Consider the following 18,531-nt stretch of genomic DNA (forward strand, 5'->3'; position numbering starts at 1 on the left):
TCTATTGATTAATCTTGATCTTCAACATATCCAATTTGTCTTATAAAATTAACCTTATTTCTCCAATCACGTTGTACTTTCACCCATAATTCAAGATAAACCTTCGAGCCAAGTAACATTTCGATATCTCTACGTGCACGTTTACCTACTTCTTTAAGCTTTTTACCACCTTTACCTATTACTATACCTTTTTGTGAATCTCTTTCAACATAAATTGTCGCCTCAATACGTACTTTATCTTCATCCTCTTTAATCATACGATCGACATTGACACCAATTGCATGTGGAATTTCTTCACTCGTCAAATGTAGAATTTTTTCTCTAATGATTTCACTCACTACAAATTGTTCAGGATGGTCAGAAATTTGATTGTCAGGATAATATTTAGGCCCTTCTGGTAAAAAAGATTTTAATACATCAATAAAATGATCAACATTCAACCCCTCTAAAGCAGAAATTGGAATTATGTCTGTAAAATCCATATATGACTGATATTGTTCAATTTTTGGCATCAATGTATCTGGATGAACCAAATCAATTTTATTTAAAACTAAAAATATAGGTGTTTTGACGTTTTTTAGCATTTCCATTATATACTCGTCTCCTCTACCTATATCTTCATTTACATTAACCATAAACATAATAGCATCAATTTCAGAAAGTGTATTTTTAGCTACTCTCATCATGTAATCTCCTAATTTATGTTTAGGCTTATGGATACCAGGTGTATCGATAAAGATGATTTGAGCATCATCTCTCGTCATTACACCTTGTATTTTATTTCTAGTCGTCTGAGCTTTATCTGACATAATAGCAATTTTATGTCCTATTACTCTGTTTACAAAGGTAGATTTACCTACATTAGGTCTACCGATTATTGAAACAAATCCTGATTTATGTTCTGTCATTAATTTAAATCCTTTCCAGAAAATCCTAATGGTAATAATTCACCAACTGTAGCTTCTATCATATCTCCGTTTTGATTGGTCATATATACAGGCATATCTTTATCACAAAGTTCCATCATCACCTGGCGACATGCGCCACATGGGGACGAGGGTTTATCAGCATCGACAGTAACTGTAATGGATTCAAAATCACCCGGTTGATAACCTTCTGATATAGCGCTTACTAAACTTGATCTTTCTGCACATATCCCCATCGGGTATGCAGCGTTCTCAACATTTGCTCCGTGAAAACACCGACCATCTTTCGTTCTTAAATAAGCACCAACTTTAAAGTTACTGTATGGTGCGTAAGCATTTTTTTGTGCCTCTCGGACTTCTTTAAAGTAGTGTGATTGATAACTCATTACATTCCTCCCTTAAATATTTCTAATATATATGGTATAAAAACAATTAGCCCAATACATATTGAAACGATTGAAACGATGACAACACTAAACGCAGCTATATCTTTAGCATATTTTGCATATTCATGATAGTCAGTGGTAATTAAGTCGACAACAAATTCAATTGAGGTATTAATAGCTTCAAAACTTAAAACAAGTCCTATAGCTACAATGATTAATATCCAATCTATACGATCAATATTTAACACAATTCCTAATATGATAACTATTACAGCCGCTAAAATGTGGAATAAGAAATTTTGGTCTTTTTTTAAAATTGCGCGAAAACCCTCATATGCATATTTAAAACGTTTCATATTAATTTCTAGTTAAACCAAATTCGTTAAGTATAGCATCTTGTCGACCAAACATTTCTTTTTCATCATTATCATTCATATGATCGTATCCTAGCAAATGTAAAAAGCCATGTAATGCTAAAAATCCTAATTCACGCTCAAATGAGTGTCCGTAGCTTTCTGCTTGTTCTTTGGCAACATCTGTACATATAATAATATCACCTAGAACACGTGGTATCTCAAAGTCATTGAAATCTATTTCTGGTTCATCTTCTTCTAGAGCAAATGAGATGACATCAGTAACTTTATCTTTGTTACGATATACTTTATTTATATTTTGAATTTCCTCTTTATCTACAAAAGTTACTGATAATTCAGCATCATTATGAATATTTTCTTTCTTTTTTGCGAATGTTAATAATTGATCTATTTGGTCAAACCAAGACGTTTCTACTAGACCCGTATGGTCACTAAAATCTATAGTAAACATTTATTCAACTCCTTCATAACGATTAATAATTTTACTTACAAGTGGATGTCTAACTACATCGCTTTGATCCATTTTCATAATACTTATGCCACTGACACCACTTAGTTTTTTTACCGCTTCTTTTAAACCACTTTTTACCCCTTTTGGTAAATCGATTTGAGTTTGGTCACCAGTGACAACCATTTTTGATCCAAATCCTAAACGGGTAAGAAACATTTTCATTTGTGCATGTGTCGTATTTTGAGCTTCATCTAATATAACAAATGCATCATCTAGGGTCCTACCTCTCATATATGCTAATGGTGCAATTTCTATTACACCTCGTTCGATGAGTCTTTGAGTTTGCTCTCTACCTAAAACAGTATTTAACCCATCGTAAAGGGGTCTTAAATATGGATCTACTTTTTCCTTTAAGTCACCTGGCAGAAATCCTAGAGATTCACCTGCTTCAACAGCAGGTCTCGTTAGAACAATACGCTTAACAGATCCTTTACGTAGTTGTTTAGCCGCATATACGACTGCTAAAAAAGTTTTACCAGTTCCAGCTGGACCAATACCGAATACTAAATCATTACGCTTCATAGCATTAATATATATACGTTGTCCCATAGTCTTAGCACGAATTGTTTTACCATAAGCATCTTTTGTAATTTCTTCATCATATAAATCTAACAAATGATGAATTGTATTATTGTCGGCCATTTTTATAGCAGCTTCTACATCTTTAAGCGTAATTGTATTACCTAATTCAATTACTTTAAGTAAATTTTTTAGAACTAATTCTGCTTTTTCAACATGCTCTAGTTTTTCACCTTTAACAGCAATTTCTTGACCTCTAGCATGTATTACGACATTAAAATGTGCTTCAATCGCTTTTAGGTTTTCATCATTATTTCCTATTAAAGCTTGAGATTGATTAATATCGTCAATTTGAATTATTCCTGGCATAAACGCGCTCCTTTTCAAGTTACGTAAATTTAATGTTTCATCAACATGAGATAAATTTCATAATATAAAATTTAGCTTGATACATCAATATTGTATCATGCTTGCTATGAATAAATGATGAATTAAACTCTTACTATCATTCATAGCTAAATTTCATTTTAAATCTTAATTAAATTTTACTAAAATACCTGTTTTTAGACAAACTAAAAAGAGAGTATACCGTAATAAATTACAATATACTCTCTCATATACTTAAATATTTAAATTAATGTTTGAAAATTTAAAACTAATTAAAGCTGTTTTGGTTTACTTAAAATTTCTGACCAAATAATACCATTTATAACTTCATCACTATCATATTGAAAAGCAGAGTGCGACATGTTTTTTTCAACATTCCTAGAATTTAGTAGTTGTTTTAATCGATATCGCTTTGTTCTTTCTGAGAGATATTTATCGTTGATAATGTCTTGAGCTTTTCTCTCAATCATAACAAGTTGCTTTTCTTTTTCTTTATCAATTTCTCTCCGTACATCACTTAAATTTTTAGTTACATCTTGTTCAAGTTCCTGTTTAAGTTTTTCATAATTATCATCTCTTGATGTTGTCTTATCTAGCTGAGGAATATTTTGATGTTCATGAGTAGACGTTGTTTGACGTTTGGATTGTGAAGTATTTTGTTTTTCTTTAGGATGTGATGTGTTTTTCTTTTCATTTTTATTCCAATCTTCATTCAGTGGTGGTAATGAAGGTTCAAAAGGTTTACTCTGCTTTTTTTCAGGTTCATCATTTAATTCGTCACTAATTTCTTTAAAAGTTTTTTCTAATTTTTCAAAGAAACCACCTTCTTGAGGTTGGTCGTTTGAGGGTTTTTGATTGGGTCTTTGATTTTGTCTGTCCTCGTGACTTTTATCTCGTAATGCGCTAACACCTGTAATTATCACAGATATGATGAAAATGATAATGCCAATATTCATCTTATCACCTCTTCATTATTGTTGTGGTGATTCATCATCGTTTTGATCAGTGCGCTTATTTATTGCATTTCTCATACCTGTATCTGCTTCAATATTTTTAAGGTTATAATAATCTTTAACTCCAATATTGCCTGACCTTAATGCTTCAGCCATAGCTAAAGGTACTTCGGATTCAGCTTCAACAACTTTAGCTCTCATTTCTTGAACGCGCGCTTTCATTTCTTGTTCAGAAGCAACAGCCATTGCGCGACGTTCTTCTGCTTTTGCTTGTGCAATGTTCTTATCAGCAAGTGCTTGTTCTGTTTGTAAATCAGCACCGATGTTTTTGCTAATATCAACATCGGCAATATCGATAGATAGAATTTCGAATGCAGTTCCAGAGTCTAAACCTTTACTTAGAACTGTTTTTGAGATATTATCTGGATTCTCGAGCACTTCTGTATGATGCTCACTAGAACCAATTGTAGATACTATACCTTCTCCGACCCTAGCAATGATTGTTTCTTCACCAGCACCACCAACAAGTCTTGCTATGTTAGCGCGTACGGTAATACGAGCTTTTGCCTTAACTTCGATACCATTCATAGCTACACCAGCAATAAATGGCGTTTCAATAACTTTTGGATTAACTGACATTTGTACTGCTTCTAATACATCTCTACCAGCTAAATCAATGGCAGCGCCTCGCTCAAATGGTAAATCGATATCAGCTCGTTGTGCTGCAATGTTTGCATCAACAACACGATCAACATTACCACCTGCTAAGTAATGAGACTCAAGTTGATTTGTAGTTAAGTTTAAACCAGCTTTATGCGCTTTGATCAGAGGTGCGATAACTTTTCTTGGTGAAACCCGTCTTAAACGCATCCCCACAAGCGTGCCTATTCCAACATGTACTCCAGCAGCTAGTGCTGAAATCCATAATCCGACTGGAACAAATGAAAACAGAATGAGTAGTGCAACTACTATAATGACTGCAATGATTATAAAACCAATACTAAACATTAAATCGCTCCTTTTTATTTTTCGATTTCTCTAACAACAACACGTGTACCTTCCACTTCAAGAATCTTAACTTGTCGATTACGTAAAATAAATGATCCATCAGATACTGCGTCTATTCGATCATTGTCACAAGTTATAATTCCTGCTGGTCTTAAATCGGTAACAGTATGTGCGGTTTTTCCTAAAAGATGAGAGCGGTCGTCATGTGAACGATAACCTGCTTCAGAATTTGTTGAATCCTTTAAAATAACTTTATCTAAAAATGGAATTTTTCTATTGAATATTTTCACTAAAATCACCCATTCTATAATTGATAATATTAATGCAACTATAACATTTCCAAGCATTAATAAAATATTGTCACCAAGTATAATAATACTTAGTGTTATTAGAATAATACCAATAATACCAATTACAGCCCCTATAACAAATAATTCAATGATGAGTAGTATGAGACCAATTGTAAACAGTAATACTGACATCACGTTGACGTCGCCATTAATTAGGAATGCTAAAAATAAAAGTAGTAAAGCAAGTAATGCAATTATTCCCATTAAGTTTATGCGTTTTGAATATAGTTGGTATAAAAAGCCAATAAATATAATACAAGTGAAAATAAGAGAAACAAAAGGTTGAGTGATAAACTGTGCAAGGTTTTCAACCCAATTCATTCCATTTAAAGGTTTTGTCATAAACAGCATATGTATTAGATGTAAGTTATCCATTTTTTCACCTCGCCCTCAAAATAATTATACATGAAATGAAACATATCATATAGTCATTTACATATCTATAATAAAAATAGTATGTTAATTTAGTAAAATAAAAACGCAATATAAGACGATATAAAATCAAAGCATTTTAACTATTACTCAAACGCATTTAAATATAGTTGCAACAGTTTGTTACAGTTACAAGCGTATAGTCGGACATAAAAATGAAAAAACTGAGACATATCAATAACACACACTTGAAAATATTATAAACTTTCTATTATGGTAATTTAGATATACGCATGACTTCTATTATTAGTTCGGACAGATATTTTAGTTTTAAGTGATCCACTAAATCAATCATTACTGCTGATACCTTTTTTCATTACCTTATAGTTTTTTAATATCCAATTCTATATCTTTTCTAATATTTTCTAGTATGTTGAGAAAATGTGTAGCTTTCAGCATTTTGATATCATCGCTAACAATACTTGACTTGTGTTTTATTTTGAAGATTCAATGGTTCCATAATTGTTTTAAATCATACTCATCTACTTTCATTTCAACTGCTTGATATTTTGTTTCTATCGAATAAGATTTTCTTTTAATAGAAAAACACTTTCGCATGAATCAATTTAATATGAATTCAACGAAAGTGTTTTTTACCGATATTTGGGAGATAGCTCAATCATTGTCCCAAGCTTTGACTTATTAACAATTAAAGACTAGAACTGAAATACGTTAAAAACAAATAAATCAGTTCTAGTCTTCATTTCTAGATAGAACAGTGAATTCAATTCAAATTCTGTCCTAATATATAATTAACATTCTTGTTGAGGGAGTCAACAGAGCTATTAATTATTTGAATTTACGTTTACGTGCAGCTTCAGATTTCTTTTTACGTTTTACGCTTGGTTTTTCGTAAAATTCACGTTTACGTACTTCTTGAATAGTTCCACTTTTTGATACTGAACGTTTAAATCTACGTAAAGCATCTTCTAGTGATTCGTTTTTACGTACTACTGTTTTAGACATCTGTATTTCCCTCCCTCCAAATATCAACGGAACTTTATAGTCATTGCATAGTAAAACTATGCAGTTATTAGTATAATATAACTCTAAATGACGGTCAATCAGTAAAATTTACAATTTTTTATTAATTAAACAAGTACTTCTTTTTCAGATTGATTCGTTGCATGTTTAACAACACGTATTGCTTTGCCTTCATTAATTGGATAATTAGCTTTAACTATCTTAACTTTCACTATTTGACCTATTAATGAGTCATCTCCTTCAAATCTTACCTTCATATAATTGTCAGCATAGCCAACAAGTGTTTGTGGTTCTTCACCCATTTCTTCAGGTATAACTTCTAAAACTTCATCTTCAAATTTAGAAGCATATTCTTTGGCTAATTGATTACTTAGACTAATTAGTTTGTGCACACGAACATTTTTTGTTTCTTCATCAATTTGATTGTCCATTCTTGCAGCAGGCGTTCCTATTCTAGGAGAATAAGGGAATACGTGTAACTCTGAAAAATGATGATTTACGATGAAATCGTAAGTTTCTTGGAATTCCTCTTCAGATTCTCCAGGGAAACCAACAATTACATCACTAGTAACTGCTAAATCTGGTAATGCTTGATGTAATTTTGTCAATCTTTCTGAAAAGTGTGCCATCGTATATTTACGTCTCATACGTTTTAACACATCATCAGACCCAGATTGTAACGGTATATGTAAATGACGTACTACCTTATTTGAGTTTCCAATGACATCAATAACTTCATCAGTAAGTTGACTTGCTTCAATCGAAGAAATACGTATACGTTCAAGCCCTTCAATAGTATCTAGATCTCTTAGCAATTGTGCTAGATTATAATTTTTAAGGTCTTGCCCATAACCACCAGTGTGAATACCCGTTAAGACAATTTCCTTATAACCAGAGTTAACAAGTTGAGTAGCTTGTTCTACTACTTTTTCTGGATCTCTAGAACGCATCAATCCACGTGCCCACGGGATAATACAGAACGTGCAAAAATTATTGCACCCTTCCTGTATTTTTAATGAAGCACGCGTTCTATCAGTAAAGTAAGGAACTTCTAATTCTTCATAAGTTCTATTTTTCATAATATTACCTACACCATTAATAGGTTGTCTCTCTTCCTGAAATTGTTGAATATAATCTAACAATTTATGTCGGTCTTGAGTACCTACAACGATGTCAACACCAGGGATTTCCATAATCTCGGCAGATGATGTTTGTGCATAACATCCAGTTACACAAACGACTGCATCAGGATTTTGTCTAATCGCTCTTCTAATTATCTGACGACTTTTTTTATCCCCTGTATTTGTCACCGTACATGTATTAATAACAAATACATCAGCATTTGTTTCAAATTCTACTCTTTCATAATTTGCATCTTTAAATAATTGCCAAATTGCCTCAGTTTCGTAATGATTTACTTTACAACCTAATGTGTGAAACGCAACTGTTGACATAATCTTCACCCCAATAATTCTTTTTCATAACTTACTGCACTTAAAGCGTAAAGAGGTGCAGTTTCAGCACGCAAGATACGTGGACCTAATCCAACTATAGTACTTACATCATCGAATAATGCAATTTCACTATCTGATAACCCACCTTCAGGTCCAAATATGATTAAAACACGGTCCTGTGTCTTAAATTGTTTAATTGTTTGCTTAAATTGACTTAATTCACCGTGCTTTGCTTGTTCTTCATATGCTATAAGAACATAGTCATATTGATTTATCATACCATAAATTTCTTTTAAATTCGACTTAAATTTTATATTTGGTATTGTTAAACGATAACTTTGTTCTGCAGCTTCCTTTATAATTTTTTGCCATCTCGATAATTTCTTTTCTACTTTAGAATCATTGAGCTTGACCACAGAGCGTTCCATAGCTACAGCTATAAATTCGTTTGCCCCCATTTCAGTTGCTTTTTGTATCATCCATTCATATTTATCTGCTTTGATTAAACCACTACATATTGTAATGTTCTGAGGTAGTTCAGTGTTAATTTGTTGTTTTTCTTCTAATTTAATTTCAATCGATTGATCGTTTATTGAAATAATTTTACATCTAAATACATTTTCATCTGAAAAAGTGACAATGATATTTTGTCCTTCTTTATAACGCATAACATTCAAGATATGATGATAGTCTTCTTTGTTCTCAATAAAAAAGCACTGATTTTCATCAGCGCTTTGATTCATAAAATATCTTTGCAAATTATCCACTCACTTTCTGACCAACTATACAAACCCAGCCATTGTCATGTTCTACTGAAATAATTTTGAAACCAATACGCTTCATTTGTGATTCTATGTCTTGATACTTTTCTTCAATAATACCTGATGTGATAAAATAACCATCTTCAATTAAAGTATTATAAGTATCTTCAATCATTTCTTCAATAATATGGGCAAGAATATTTGCAATAACGATATTAAATTTCTCATTTTCATTTTTTAATAAATTACCTGGAACTGCTTCAATTGCATCATCACAATGATTTTTCTTAAAGTTTTCTTTTGCCACATTTACAGCCATTTCATCTATATCTAATGCCTTTATTCTTTGAACTCCAAGTAAATGACTAGCAATACTTAAAATGCCTGAGCCTGTTCCAACGTCGATAACTGAATCCGTTGGTTTTACAAAAGTTTCAATTGCTTTTAAACACATACTTGTAGTTGGATGATCACCTGTTCCAAAAGCCATACCTGGATCTAATTCAATGCACAATTCGTTATCATTTTCTTTAACATATGATTCCCAACTTGGTACTATCGTAAATTGTTTTGAAGCTCTAAATGGATGAAAATAATTCTTCCATTCATTTTCCCAATCTACTTCGGCAATAAGTTTTTCCTGATAATCATAAATTGTTTTATCAATTTGCTGAAGATTCAATATTTCATGATTAATGTTGGATTTTAAGTTTTCATTATAAGTGAACTCATTAAAATAAGCTTTTAATCGAACTCCTTTTTCAGGATAATCTTCAGGGTTTAAATCATAAATTTCTCCAAACTTATCAACAGGTTGTTCTTCTAAAATATGTGAATCTTCAATTACAACTCCATTAGAGCCATAACTTTCAAGAATTTCCGTAACATCGTATTCTACTTCGTGATTAACTACAATTGAGAGTTCCATCCAATTCATTGACTATTCTCCTTTAAAGAATCTTTTTGCTCTATCTTTAAAATTAGATGACTGTTCATTTATATCTTCACCATTAATTTCAGCAAATTCTTTTAATAATTCTTTTTGACGGTCATTTAATTTTGTTGGTGTAACCACTTTTATGTTGACAAATAAGTCCCCGTAACCATAACCATGAACATTCTTTACACCTTTATCTTTAAGTCGGAATTGTTTACCCGTTTGTGTACCAGCAGGAATGGTTAAAACAACATTACTTTTAAGTGTAGGTATCTTTATTTCATCACCTAGTGCAGCCTGTGAAAAGCTAATATCTAGATTATAGTAGATATCGTCTCCATCACGTTCAAACGTATTGGATGGTTTAACTCTGAACACCACATATAGGTCACCATGCGGTCCGCCATTAACACCAGGTGAACCTTCTCCAGCTAAACGAACTTGTTGTTCGTTATCCACACCTTCAGGAACAGTTACTTCTAGTTTAACTGTTTTATTTTCAGTACCTTTTCCTTTACATGTTGGACATGGCTCTTCAAATTCTTGTCCACTACCTTCACATTTAGGACAAACTTGTTCAGTTCTAACTCTACCCAAAATAGTATTTTGTTCAACAGAAACACGACCAGCGCCATTACAATAGCTACAAGTTTTTTTACTTGTACCAGGTTTAGCGCCATCACCGTTACATGTATGACATGTTACATCTTTTTTTATTGATATTTCTTTTTTTGTCCCAAATACAGCCTCTTCAAATGTTATTGTCATTGTGTATTGAAGGTCATCACCTTTGCGAGGTGCATTAGGATCCCTTTGACGTGAACCGCCACCAAAGAATGAGCTGAAAATATCTTCAAATCCACCAAAGTCACTGCCACCAAAGCCTTGACTGCCAAATCCACCTTGTGGTCCGTCATGACCAAATTGATCATAATTTGCACGTTTGTTTTCATCACTTAAGACTTCATATGCTTCGGAGATTTCTTTGAATTTTTCGTCTGCGCCTTCTTCTTTATTTATATCTGGATGGTATTTTTTTGATAATTTACGATAAGCTTTTTTAATTTCGTCTTTAGAAGCGCTTTTGCTTACGCCTAAGACCTCATAGTAGTCTCTTTTGGCCATAATTACCTCTCCTTTTATACGTTTAACAAGAATAGTTTATCTAATTGTTTCTTAATATCCAAATAAAAAGTCAAAGTCAATGATCGATTGACTTTGACTTTTTTACTAAAAACTTAATAGATAATTATAAGTTAGATACTAAACTTATTTTTTATCTTCGTCATCTTTAACTTCTTTAAAGTCTGCATCTTCAACAGTACTATCTTGAGAACCTTGTTCTTCTTGAGCTTGTTGTTGTGCTTGTTGAGCTTGTTCATAAACTTTTGCAGATAATTCTTGAATTACTTTTTCAAGTTCTTCTTTTTTAGCTTTAATATCATCGATGTCTTCACCTTCTAATGCTGTTTTAAGTGCATCTTTTTTCTCTTCAGCATTTTTCTTATCTTCATCACTAATATTTTCGCCTAAGTCTTTAACTGTTTTTTCAACTTGGAATACTAGACTATCTGCTTCGTTTCTCAAGTCAACTTCTTCACGACGTTTTTTATCTGCTTCAGCATTTTCTTCAGCATCTTTAACCATGCGATCGATTTCTTCATCAGATAGAGATGAGCTTGATTGTATTGTGATATTTTGTTCTTTATTAGTACCTAAATCTTTAGCTGTAACGTTAACAATACCGTTTTTATCGATATCAAATGTTACTTCGATTTGAGGTACACCACGTGGTGCAGGTGGAATGTCAGTTAATTGGAATCTTCCTAAAGTTTTGTTGTCAGATGCCATTGGACGTTCACCTTGTAATACATGAATATCTACCGCTGGTTGATTGTCAGCTGCTGTAGAATAAACTTGTGATTTGGATGTTGGAATAGTAGTATTACGTTCAATTAATGTGTTCATACGTCCACCCATAATTTCGATACCTAAAGATAATGGCGTAACATCAAGTAATACCACATCTTTAACATCACCAGTGATTACACCAGCTTGAATAGCAGCACCCATTGCTACAACTTCATCTGGGTTAACACCTTTATGTGGTTCTTTACCAATTTCTTTTTTAACAGCTTCTTGAACGGCCGGAATACGTGTTGAACCACCAACTAAAATAACTTCATCTATTTCTGAAGTAGATAAACCAGCATCTTTTAATGCTTGACGAGTCGGTTCCATAGTTTTTTTGATTAATGAATCAGCTAATTCTTCAAATTTAGAACGAGTCAAACTAATTTCTAGGTGTAATGGTCCATTTTCTCCAGCAGAAATGAATGGTAATGAAATTTGAGTTTGAGAAACACCTGATAAATCTTTTTTAGCTTTTTCAGCAGCATCTTTTAATCTTTGTAATGCCATTTTATCTTGTGATAAATCAACACCATTCTCTTTCTTGAATTCTGAAACAAGATAATCAATAATTACTTGGTCAAAGTCATCGCCACCAAGTTTATTATCTCCGGCAGTTGATAATACTTCAAATACACCGTCGCCTAACTCTAGAATAGATACGTCAAATGTTCCCCCACCTAAGTCAAATACGAGAACTTTTTGATCTGTTTCAGTTTTATCTAACCCATAAGCAAGTGCAGCAGCTGTAGGTTCGTTGATAATACGTTCAACTTCTAAGCCTGCAATTTTACCAGCATCTTTAGTTGCTTGACGTTCACCATCATTGAAATAAGCAGGGACAGTGATAACAGCTTTGTCTACTGTATCTCCTAAATAGTTTTCTGCAGTGCTTTTTAAGTTTTGTAAAATCATTGCTGAAAGCTCTTGTGGTGTATAAGATTTACCTTCAATATCAACTTTATAATCTGTACCCATATGACGTTTAATAGACTGTACAGTGTTAGGATTTGTGATAGCTTGTCGTTTTGCTACTTCACCTACTTGAGTTTCACCATTTTTAAATGCAACCACTGATGGTGTAGTACGTGCACCTTCTGGGTTTTGAATTACTTTTGGTTCATCTCCTTCTAAGATAGAAACACAAGAGTTAGTTGTACCTAAATCAATTCCAATTACTTTACCCATAATATAATTCCTCCAATTTAATCATTTTATTTATTTCAATGTATTTTCAATCTAATTATTGATTTACTTTTACCATTGATGGTCTTAAAACACGATCCTTAAGTTTGTATCCTTTTTGCAATTCTTGAGTAACTTCACCTGATTTAAAATCAGGATTGTCATCTTGAACGACAGCTTGATGTAAATTAGGATCGAATTCCTTACCTTCAGCTAAAATTTCTTCAAGACCATTGTCTTTTAAAGCTCTTAGTAAACTTTCATGAACCATCTGCACTCCTTTTTGAAGTGATTTGAACGATTCATCATCACCTTCAATTTGTAGTGCACGCTCAATATTATCTATAGACGGTAAAATGTCAGTTAAAACACCTTGAGCTTTATAAGTAGCATTAATTTGATTTTCTTTTTGAATTCGGCGTTTATAATTTTCGAATTCAGCATATAATCTTAAATATTTTTCTTCATTATCATTTGCAAGCTTTTCTAATTCTTTAATTTTAGTATCTTGAGACTCTGACTCTTCATCCTTGATACTTTCTTCTGAATTATTTTCTGAATCGCTAGCATTAGCTTCACTATTATCTGTGTTAGATACTGAGTTTTCAATCTTTGTATCATTCTGATTATCTTCAGTTTCTACATTAATATCTTTCTCAGTATTATTCACTGACTGATCTTTTTCTGACATAGTCTGACCTCCAATACATTTCCAATTACTACCATATACGGTTTAATAATTGAATTACATTTTGATAATGCATTGCAGTTGGTCCGATTACTGCAATTTGACCTTTTAGTGACTCATCAAAATGATACTGACTAGTCACAATTGATATATCGCTTAAACTATCATCAATCTCTTTACCAATTCGGACAGTGATTTGAGAAGTTGATATATCTTCTAATAATTCAGTTATTTTATTTGATTCTATATATTGAAGAATCGGTTGAATAGATGAAACGTTGGACTCATTTAACGCATCAATAAGTTTAACCTTTCCACCCATATAAATGCTATTACTTTGATTACCAATTTGTAAATTTATCATCTCAACTACTTCATTTGCAAGCAATAGCTCTTCTTTTTGACTAAAGTAAGACTCGATGTTTTGAGTTAGTACTTTACGATTAAAACTGAAATGTTCGGTCAAAAAGTTTGCTATTTTATTTAAATTAATATTATTTAGTTGAGCATGCGATACAAAATGTATATTTTCAACATGTCCAGAAGAAAATACCATTACTAAAATAATCAAATGGTTATTAGCACGAATAAGATGTATATCATTTATAACATCTTGCTTGTGATTCGGGCGGACTACCAACGTTGCATATTGAGATTTCATAGATAATTCGTGTGCAAAGTTTGAAAGTGCAGTCGAACTATCATAATGATTCTCAATTAATAATTGATTTAAACGTTGAATTTTGTTTTGACTTTGATGAGATGTTTGTTCTAAAAGGCGATTGACATAATATCTAATCCCTGATTCAGATGGAACCCTTCCAGAAGATGTGTGTGTCTTCTCAATGAAATGCATTTCTTCGAGTTGCTTCATTTCATTTCTAATGGTAGCTGGACTCACATCCAAGTGATGACGATGAATTAGAGTTTTAGATCCAATCGGTTGTCCAAAATCAACATAATCTTCAACAATAGCATTAAGGATGCTTAATTGTCTTTTTGTAATCATGTTTTCACCTCATTAGCACTCTTTTATCTCAAGTGCTAATTACAATTTATCAAATTGGTCAAAGTAAGTCAATGTTAAAGCACTAAAATTTCTAACTTTTTATGAATTTAGCAAAAATGCTTCAAAAACCTCGTTACCTATGACTTTTCCACGTTCGGTTAAAGATATAAATTCTCTTTCTTCTTTTATGAGTCCCCTACACCTCAAATCTTTAATAGTTTCACCAAACACCTCATCGATTAATTTATTAAACTTTTTCTTAAAACGGCTTTTACTCACACCTTGATTCATTCTTAAACCAAGAAACATTTCTTCTTCCATTCTTTCGTTATAAGTAGGAGATGTTTCAGATAGTATTGGTTTTTTCCCTTCATTTATCGCTTTAATATAATGATTTACTGGATTAAGATTTGTGTAACGTACACCGTTTACATAACCACTTGCACCAGCACCAAAGCCATAGTATTCTTCATTTAACCAATATACTTTATTATGGTTTGATTCATGATTAAGTTTACTAAAATTAGAAATCTCATATTGATGGAATGATGAGTTTTTCATACGATCCATTAAAAATTGATACATTTCTGCCCCTAAATCTTCATTTGGTAATTTTAAATGTCCCTTTCTATACAAATTATAAAACTGGGTTTTAGGTTCAAGAATTAATCCATAACTTGAAATATGATCAATATCCAATGCAATGGCACGTTCTAGGCTGTCTTTAAAATCGTCGATAGTTTGTTGTGGTAAATGGTACATTAAATCCAAACTTATTGATTCAATACCTGCTTTTCGGGCATGACTAACAGCATTATATATATCTTCAGTTTTATGAGTTCTGCCTAAAATTTTTAATAGTTCAGGTTTAAATGTTTGTACACCCATTGATATTCTATTTACGCCATATTGTTTTAAAAGTACAACTTTTTCATAAGTTAACTCATCAGGATTAGCTTCAAAAGAAAATTCTCCGCTAATTGTAAATGTTTGATTAATTGCTTTAAGTAGCTTCTCAAGTTGTCTCATATTCAAGGCTGTCGGTGTACCACCTCCGACATACATTGTTTCAAGATTTCTGTTATTATCAACTTGCATCTCGTTAATAAGTGCGTCTAAGTATTCATCGACTGGCTGTTTATCGATAAAGTATTTATTGAAATCACAATAAGTACAAATTCTATAGCAAAATGGAATATGAATATATGCACTTTTTACACTCACTTTATAACCACCAATCTTTAAATCATTTATATAGTTTTCACATTATATACTTATATCATTCTAGACATTATAAAATGAGGTAAGACATAAAGAATGTCTATACCCCATTCATCTACATTATTCATCATCCATTTTTAATACTGCTAAAAATGCATCTTGAGGAATTTCCACATTGCCTACTGCTTTCATTTTAGCTTTACCTGCTTTTTGTTTTTCTAAAAGTTTTCGTTTACGACTGATATCTCCACCATAACATTTAGATAAAACATTTTTACCCATAGATTTAATGTTTGTTCGTGCAACAATTTTTTGACCAATAGCCGCCTGAACTGGCACTTCAAATTGTTGTCGTGGAATTAATGTTTTTAATTTTTCGACAAGCGCTTTTCCTCTTTCATATGCAAAATCTCTATGGACAATAAAACTTAGAGCATCAACTTTATCTCCATTCAGTAATATATCCATTTTAACAAGATTACTTTCTTTATTTTCAATAAATTCATAATCAAAAGAAGCATAACCTTTTGTATTAGATTTAAGTTGATCAAAGAAATCGAAAACTACTTCAGATAATGGAATTTCATAAACAATATTAACCCTTATATCATCAAGATAATCCATGTTTATAAATTGCCCTCTTTTACGTTGACATAACTCCATCACTGCACCTACATAATCATTCGGCACCATCATCGTAGCTTTGACAAATGGTTCATAAATATGTTCTATTTTATCTCTTTCGGGCATTTGTGCTGGATTATCAACTGAAACTTCAGAACCATCTTTTAAAATACATTGATAGATAACAGAAGGCGCTGTTGCAATGAGTTCAATACCAAATTCTCTTTCGATTCTTTCTTGAATAATCTCCATATGTAACATTCCTAAAAATCCAGTTCTGTATCCAAAACCAAGGGCTTGTGAAGACTCTGGTTCAAACTCTAAGGATGCGTCATTAAGTTGTAATTTTTCTAAAGCTTCTCTTAGGTCATTATAGTCTTTATTGTCAATAGGGAATAGACCACAATATACCATTGGATTCATCTTTTTATATCCTTGTAACGGCTTGTCAGCAGGTCTTTCAGCTAAAGTAATTGTGTCACCTACTCTAGAATCATCAACATTTTTGATGCTTGCGATAATATAGCCCACATCACCAACTGTTAATTCTTCTATCGGTAGTTGCTTAGGTGTATTGATTCCCACTTCTGTAACTTCAAATTCTTTACCGGTAGCCATCATTTTAATTCTATCACCAGCTTTAACAACACCATCAATAATTCGAATTGAAGATATTACTCCTCTGTATGGATCATATTCTGAATCAAAGATAAGTGCTTTAAGTGGGGCTTCAGGATCACCGTCCGGTGCTGGCACAACATCAACTATTTTCTCTAAAATTTCTTCAATACCTATATTTGACTTAGCACTTGCGAGTACTACATCTTCTTGATCTATACCTATAACATCTTCTAATTCTTGCTTAACTCTATCAGGCTCAGCTGCAGGCAAGTCTATTTTATTAACAACTGGCAAAAGTTCCAAATCATTATCTAATGCTAGATAAACGTTTGCTAAGGTTTGTGCTTCTATTCCTTGGGCAGCATCAACTACAAGAATTGCACCTTCACATGCAGCTAATGAGCGAGAAACCTCATACGTAAAGTCGACATGCCCTGGTGTATCTATCAAATGAAATGTATAAGTTTCTCCATCTTTAGCTTCGTATTTTAATCGAACAGCATTTAGTTTAATAGTGATGCCTCGTTCTCTTTCCAAATCCATAGAGTCAAGTAATTGATCTTGCATTTCTCGAGTTTCAACTGATTTTGTATTCTCTAAAATTCGATCAGCTAATGTCGATTTACCATGGTCTATATGCGCAATAATGGAGAAATTTCTAATATTTTCTCTTCTATTGTATCGTTCTTGCTTATCCATTTTATCCTTCTCGCTTTCATCTTTATAACCTGTCACTTCTATGTATCTTTGATATAGTAACGTTTTTATTACTTTAATGCAATATATCTTTGACATAATTAATTAAATGTAAATTCTAACATAACTATTATATCTAGTTCAGTAGTTCATTCCAACAATTAAAAAGTAATAAATTCAATTGAAGTTACTTTTAAATAAATGATTGCACAAATATAAGACATTTGATAAAATATTTCTTGTTGTAATCAAATAAATTTTGATAAGTTATGATCACTTTTAGGAGGTGACAGTAATGCCAAACATTAAATCTGCAATTAAACGTGTAAGAACAACTGAAACAGCTGAAGAAAGAAATATTTCTAAGAAAAACGCTATGCGTACAGCTGTGAAACGAGCTAAAACAGCTATCTCTACTGATGCTGAAAACAAAGATGAATTATTAAGATTTGCTATCAAACAAGTTGATAAAGCATCTCAAAGTAATTTAATCCATTCTAATAAAGCTGACCGTATTAAATCTAAACTTATGTCAGCTAATAAATAATGATTATTAAAACAGAGAGGCTGGGACATAATTCCTAGCAAAATAGC

The 18,531-nt window shown here is 32.2% G+C and carries 19 protein-coding genes; 1 reads left to right on the forward strand and 18 read right to left on the reverse strand.

Annotated elements, in window-relative coordinates; all coding sequences use genetic code 11:
* Positions 1–8 precede the first annotated feature (8 nt).
* The 18 genes from era to lepA all read right to left on the reverse strand — a co-directional run bounded on the left by era (position 9) and on the right by lepA (position 17,940).
* The gene (era, locus tag HMPREF3241_RS08625; RefSeq protein ID WP_002457740.1) at positions 9–908 is read right to left on the reverse strand and encodes a GTPase Era; all 900 of its coding nucleotides are present in this window, start codon (positions 906–908) and stop codon (positions 9–11) included.
* On the reverse strand, positions 908–1,312 hold the full coding sequence (cdd, locus tag HMPREF3241_RS08630; RefSeq protein ID WP_002457741.1) for a cytidine deaminase: 405 nt from the start codon (positions 1,310–1,312) through the stop codon (positions 908–910). The genes era and cdd overlap by 1 nt, the downstream gene beginning before the upstream one ends.
* Entirely contained in the window at positions 1,312–1,668 is a 357-nt protein-coding gene (locus HMPREF3241_RS08635) for a diacylglycerol kinase family protein (RefSeq protein WP_002446556.1), read from the reverse strand. Before HMPREF3241_RS08635 ends, cdd begins: the two co-directional genes overlap by 1 nt.
* 1 nt (position 1,669) lies before the next feature.
* Entirely contained in the window at positions 1,670–2,137 is a 468-nt protein-coding gene (ybeY, locus tag HMPREF3241_RS08640; RefSeq protein ID WP_070592838.1) for an rRNA maturation RNase YbeY, read from the reverse strand.
* Complete coding sequence (locus HMPREF3241_RS08645) at positions 2,138–3,085, reverse strand: PhoH family protein (protein ID WP_002475446.1); 948 nt, start codon at positions 3,083–3,085, stop codon at positions 2,138–2,140.
* A 290-nt stretch (positions 3,086–3,375) separates the two neighbouring features.
* Positions 3,376–4,059 carry a hypothetical protein gene (locus HMPREF3241_RS08650; protein ID WP_002457743.1) on the reverse strand — a complete coding sequence of 228 codons (684 nt, stop codon included), beginning with the start codon at positions 4,057–4,059 and terminating at the stop codon, positions 3,376–3,378.
* Positions 4,060–4,074: 15 nt separating this feature from the next.
* Positions 4,075–5,064 carry a flotillin-like protein FloA gene (floA, locus tag HMPREF3241_RS08655; RefSeq protein ID WP_001830989.1) on the reverse strand — a complete coding sequence of 330 codons (990 nt, stop codon included), beginning with the start codon at positions 5,062–5,064 and terminating at the stop codon, positions 4,075–4,077.
* 14 nt (positions 5,065–5,078) lie between these two features.
* On the reverse strand, positions 5,079–5,789 hold the full coding sequence (locus HMPREF3241_RS08660) for an NfeD family protein (protein WP_002501141.1): 711 nt from the start codon (positions 5,787–5,789) through the stop codon (positions 5,079–5,081).
* 846 nt (positions 5,790–6,635) lie between these two features.
* Positions 6,636–6,812 (reverse strand): 30S ribosomal protein S21, encoded by a 177-nt coding sequence (gene rpsU / locus HMPREF3241_RS08665; protein ID WP_000048060.1) that lies wholly within the window; start codon positions 6,810–6,812, stop codon positions 6,636–6,638.
* A gap of 125 nt (positions 6,813–6,937) precedes the next feature.
* Positions 6,938–8,284, reverse strand: a complete 1,347-nt coding sequence (gene mtaB / locus HMPREF3241_RS08670) for a tRNA (N(6)-L-threonylcarbamoyladenosine(37)-C(2))-methylthiotransferase MtaB (RefSeq protein ID WP_002457745.1) — start codon at positions 8,282–8,284, stop codon at positions 6,938–6,940.
* Positions 8,285–8,289: 5 nt separating this feature from the next.
* Positions 8,290–9,042, reverse strand: a complete 753-nt coding sequence (locus tag HMPREF3241_RS08675; protein ID WP_070853600.1) for a 16S rRNA (uracil(1498)-N(3))-methyltransferase — start codon at positions 9,040–9,042, stop codon at positions 8,290–8,292.
* A gap of 1 nt (position 9,043) precedes the next feature.
* On the reverse strand, positions 9,044–9,982 hold the full coding sequence (gene prmA, locus HMPREF3241_RS08680; protein ID WP_002446565.1) for a 50S ribosomal protein L11 methyltransferase: 939 nt from the start codon (positions 9,980–9,982) through the stop codon (positions 9,044–9,046).
* 3 nt (positions 9,983–9,985) lie between these two features.
* Positions 9,986–11,107, reverse strand: a complete 1,122-nt coding sequence (gene dnaJ, locus HMPREF3241_RS08685; RefSeq protein WP_002457747.1) for a molecular chaperone DnaJ — start codon at positions 11,105–11,107, stop codon at positions 9,986–9,988.
* Between the two features lie 144 nt (positions 11,108–11,251).
* A complete protein-coding gene (gene dnaK, locus HMPREF3241_RS08690; RefSeq protein WP_002446567.1) occupies positions 11,252–13,081 on the reverse strand; it encodes a molecular chaperone DnaK in 1,830 nt (609 codons plus the stop codon).
* A 55-nt stretch (positions 13,082–13,136) separates the two neighbouring features.
* Positions 13,137–13,769, reverse strand: coding sequence for a nucleotide exchange factor GrpE (gene grpE / locus HMPREF3241_RS08695; protein ID WP_002446568.1), 633 nt, complete (start codon positions 13,767–13,769; stop codon positions 13,137–13,139).
* A gap of 28 nt (positions 13,770–13,797) precedes the next feature.
* A complete protein-coding gene (gene hrcA / locus HMPREF3241_RS08700; RefSeq protein ID WP_002446569.1) occupies positions 13,798–14,775 on the reverse strand; it encodes a heat-inducible transcriptional repressor HrcA in 978 nt (325 codons plus the stop codon).
* Positions 14,776–14,874: 99 nt separating this feature from the next.
* Complete coding sequence (hemW, locus tag HMPREF3241_RS08705; protein ID WP_002446570.1) at positions 14,875–15,999, reverse strand: radical SAM family heme chaperone HemW; 1,125 nt, start codon at positions 15,997–15,999, stop codon at positions 14,875–14,877.
* A 117-nt stretch (positions 16,000–16,116) separates the two neighbouring features.
* Positions 16,117–17,940 (reverse strand): translation elongation factor 4, encoded by a 1,824-nt coding sequence (lepA, locus tag HMPREF3241_RS08710; protein ID WP_002457751.1) that lies wholly within the window; start codon positions 17,938–17,940, stop codon positions 16,117–16,119.
* Between the two features lie 292 nt (positions 17,941–18,232).
* Between lepA and rpsT the strand changes: the two genes are divergently transcribed.
* A complete protein-coding gene (gene rpsT, locus HMPREF3241_RS08715) occupies positions 18,233–18,484 on the forward strand; it encodes a 30S ribosomal protein S20 (RefSeq protein ID WP_001831221.1) in 252 nt (83 codons plus the stop codon).
* Positions 18,485–18,531: the final 47 nt, after the last annotated feature.

Source organism: Staphylococcus sp. HMSC34G04, from assembly GCF_001838765.1.
GTDB lineage: Bacteria > Bacillota > Bacilli > Staphylococcales > Staphylococcaceae > Staphylococcus > Staphylococcus epidermidis.

Coding starts and splice junctions, on each gene's coding strand:
- era (WP_002457740.1), bottom strand. CDS start 908: ATGACAGAACATAAATCAGGATTTGTTTCAATAATCGGTAGACCTAAT.
- cdd (WP_002457741.1), bottom strand. CDS start 1,312: ATGAGTTATCAATCACACTACTTTAAAGAAGTCCGAGAGGCACAAAAA.
- HMPREF3241_RS08635 (WP_002446556.1), bottom strand. CDS start 1,668: ATGAAACGTTTTAAATATGCATATGAGGGTTTTCGCGCAATTTTAAAA.
- ybeY (WP_070592838.1), bottom strand. CDS start 2,137: ATGTTTACTATAGATTTTAGTGACCATACGGGTCTAGTAGAAACGTCT.
- HMPREF3241_RS08645 (WP_002475446.1), bottom strand. CDS start 3,085: ATGCCAGGAATAATTCAAATTGACGATATTAATCAATCTCAAGCTTTA.
- HMPREF3241_RS08650 (WP_002457743.1), bottom strand. CDS start 4,059: ATGAATATTGGCATTATCATTTTCATCATATCTGTGATAATTACAGGT.
- floA (WP_001830989.1), bottom strand. CDS start 5,064: ATGTTTAGTATTGGTTTTATAATCATTGCAGTCATTATAGTAGTTGCA.
- HMPREF3241_RS08660 (WP_002501141.1), bottom strand. CDS start 5,789: ATGGATAACTTACATCTAATACATATGCTGTTTATGACAAAACCTTTA.
- rpsU (WP_000048060.1), bottom strand. CDS start 6,812: ATGTCTAAAACAGTAGTACGTAAAAACGAATCACTAGAAGATGCTTTA.
- mtaB (WP_002457745.1), bottom strand. CDS start 8,284: ATGTCAACAGTTGCGTTTCACACATTAGGTTGTAAAGTAAATCATTAC.
- prmA (WP_002446565.1), bottom strand. CDS start 9,982: ATGAATTGGATGGAACTCTCAATTGTAGTTAATCACGAAGTAGAATAC.
- dnaJ (WP_002457747.1), bottom strand. CDS start 11,107: ATGGCCAAAAGAGACTACTATGAGGTCTTAGGCGTAAGCAAAAGCGCT.
- dnaK (WP_002446567.1), bottom strand. CDS start 13,081: ATGGGTAAAGTAATTGGAATTGATTTAGGTACAACTAACTCTTGTGTT.
- grpE (WP_002446568.1), bottom strand. CDS start 13,769: ATGTCAGAAAAAGATCAGTCAGTGAATAATACTGAGAAAGATATTAAT.
- hrcA (WP_002446569.1), bottom strand. CDS start 14,775: ATGATTACAAAAAGACAATTAAGCATCCTTAATGCTATTGTTGAAGAT.
- lepA (WP_002457751.1), bottom strand. CDS start 17,940: ATGGATAAGCAAGAACGATACAATAGAAGAGAAAATATTAGAAATTTC.
- rpsT (WP_001831221.1), top strand. CDS start 18,233: ATGCCAAACATTAAATCTGCAATTAAACGTGTAAGAACAACTGAAACA.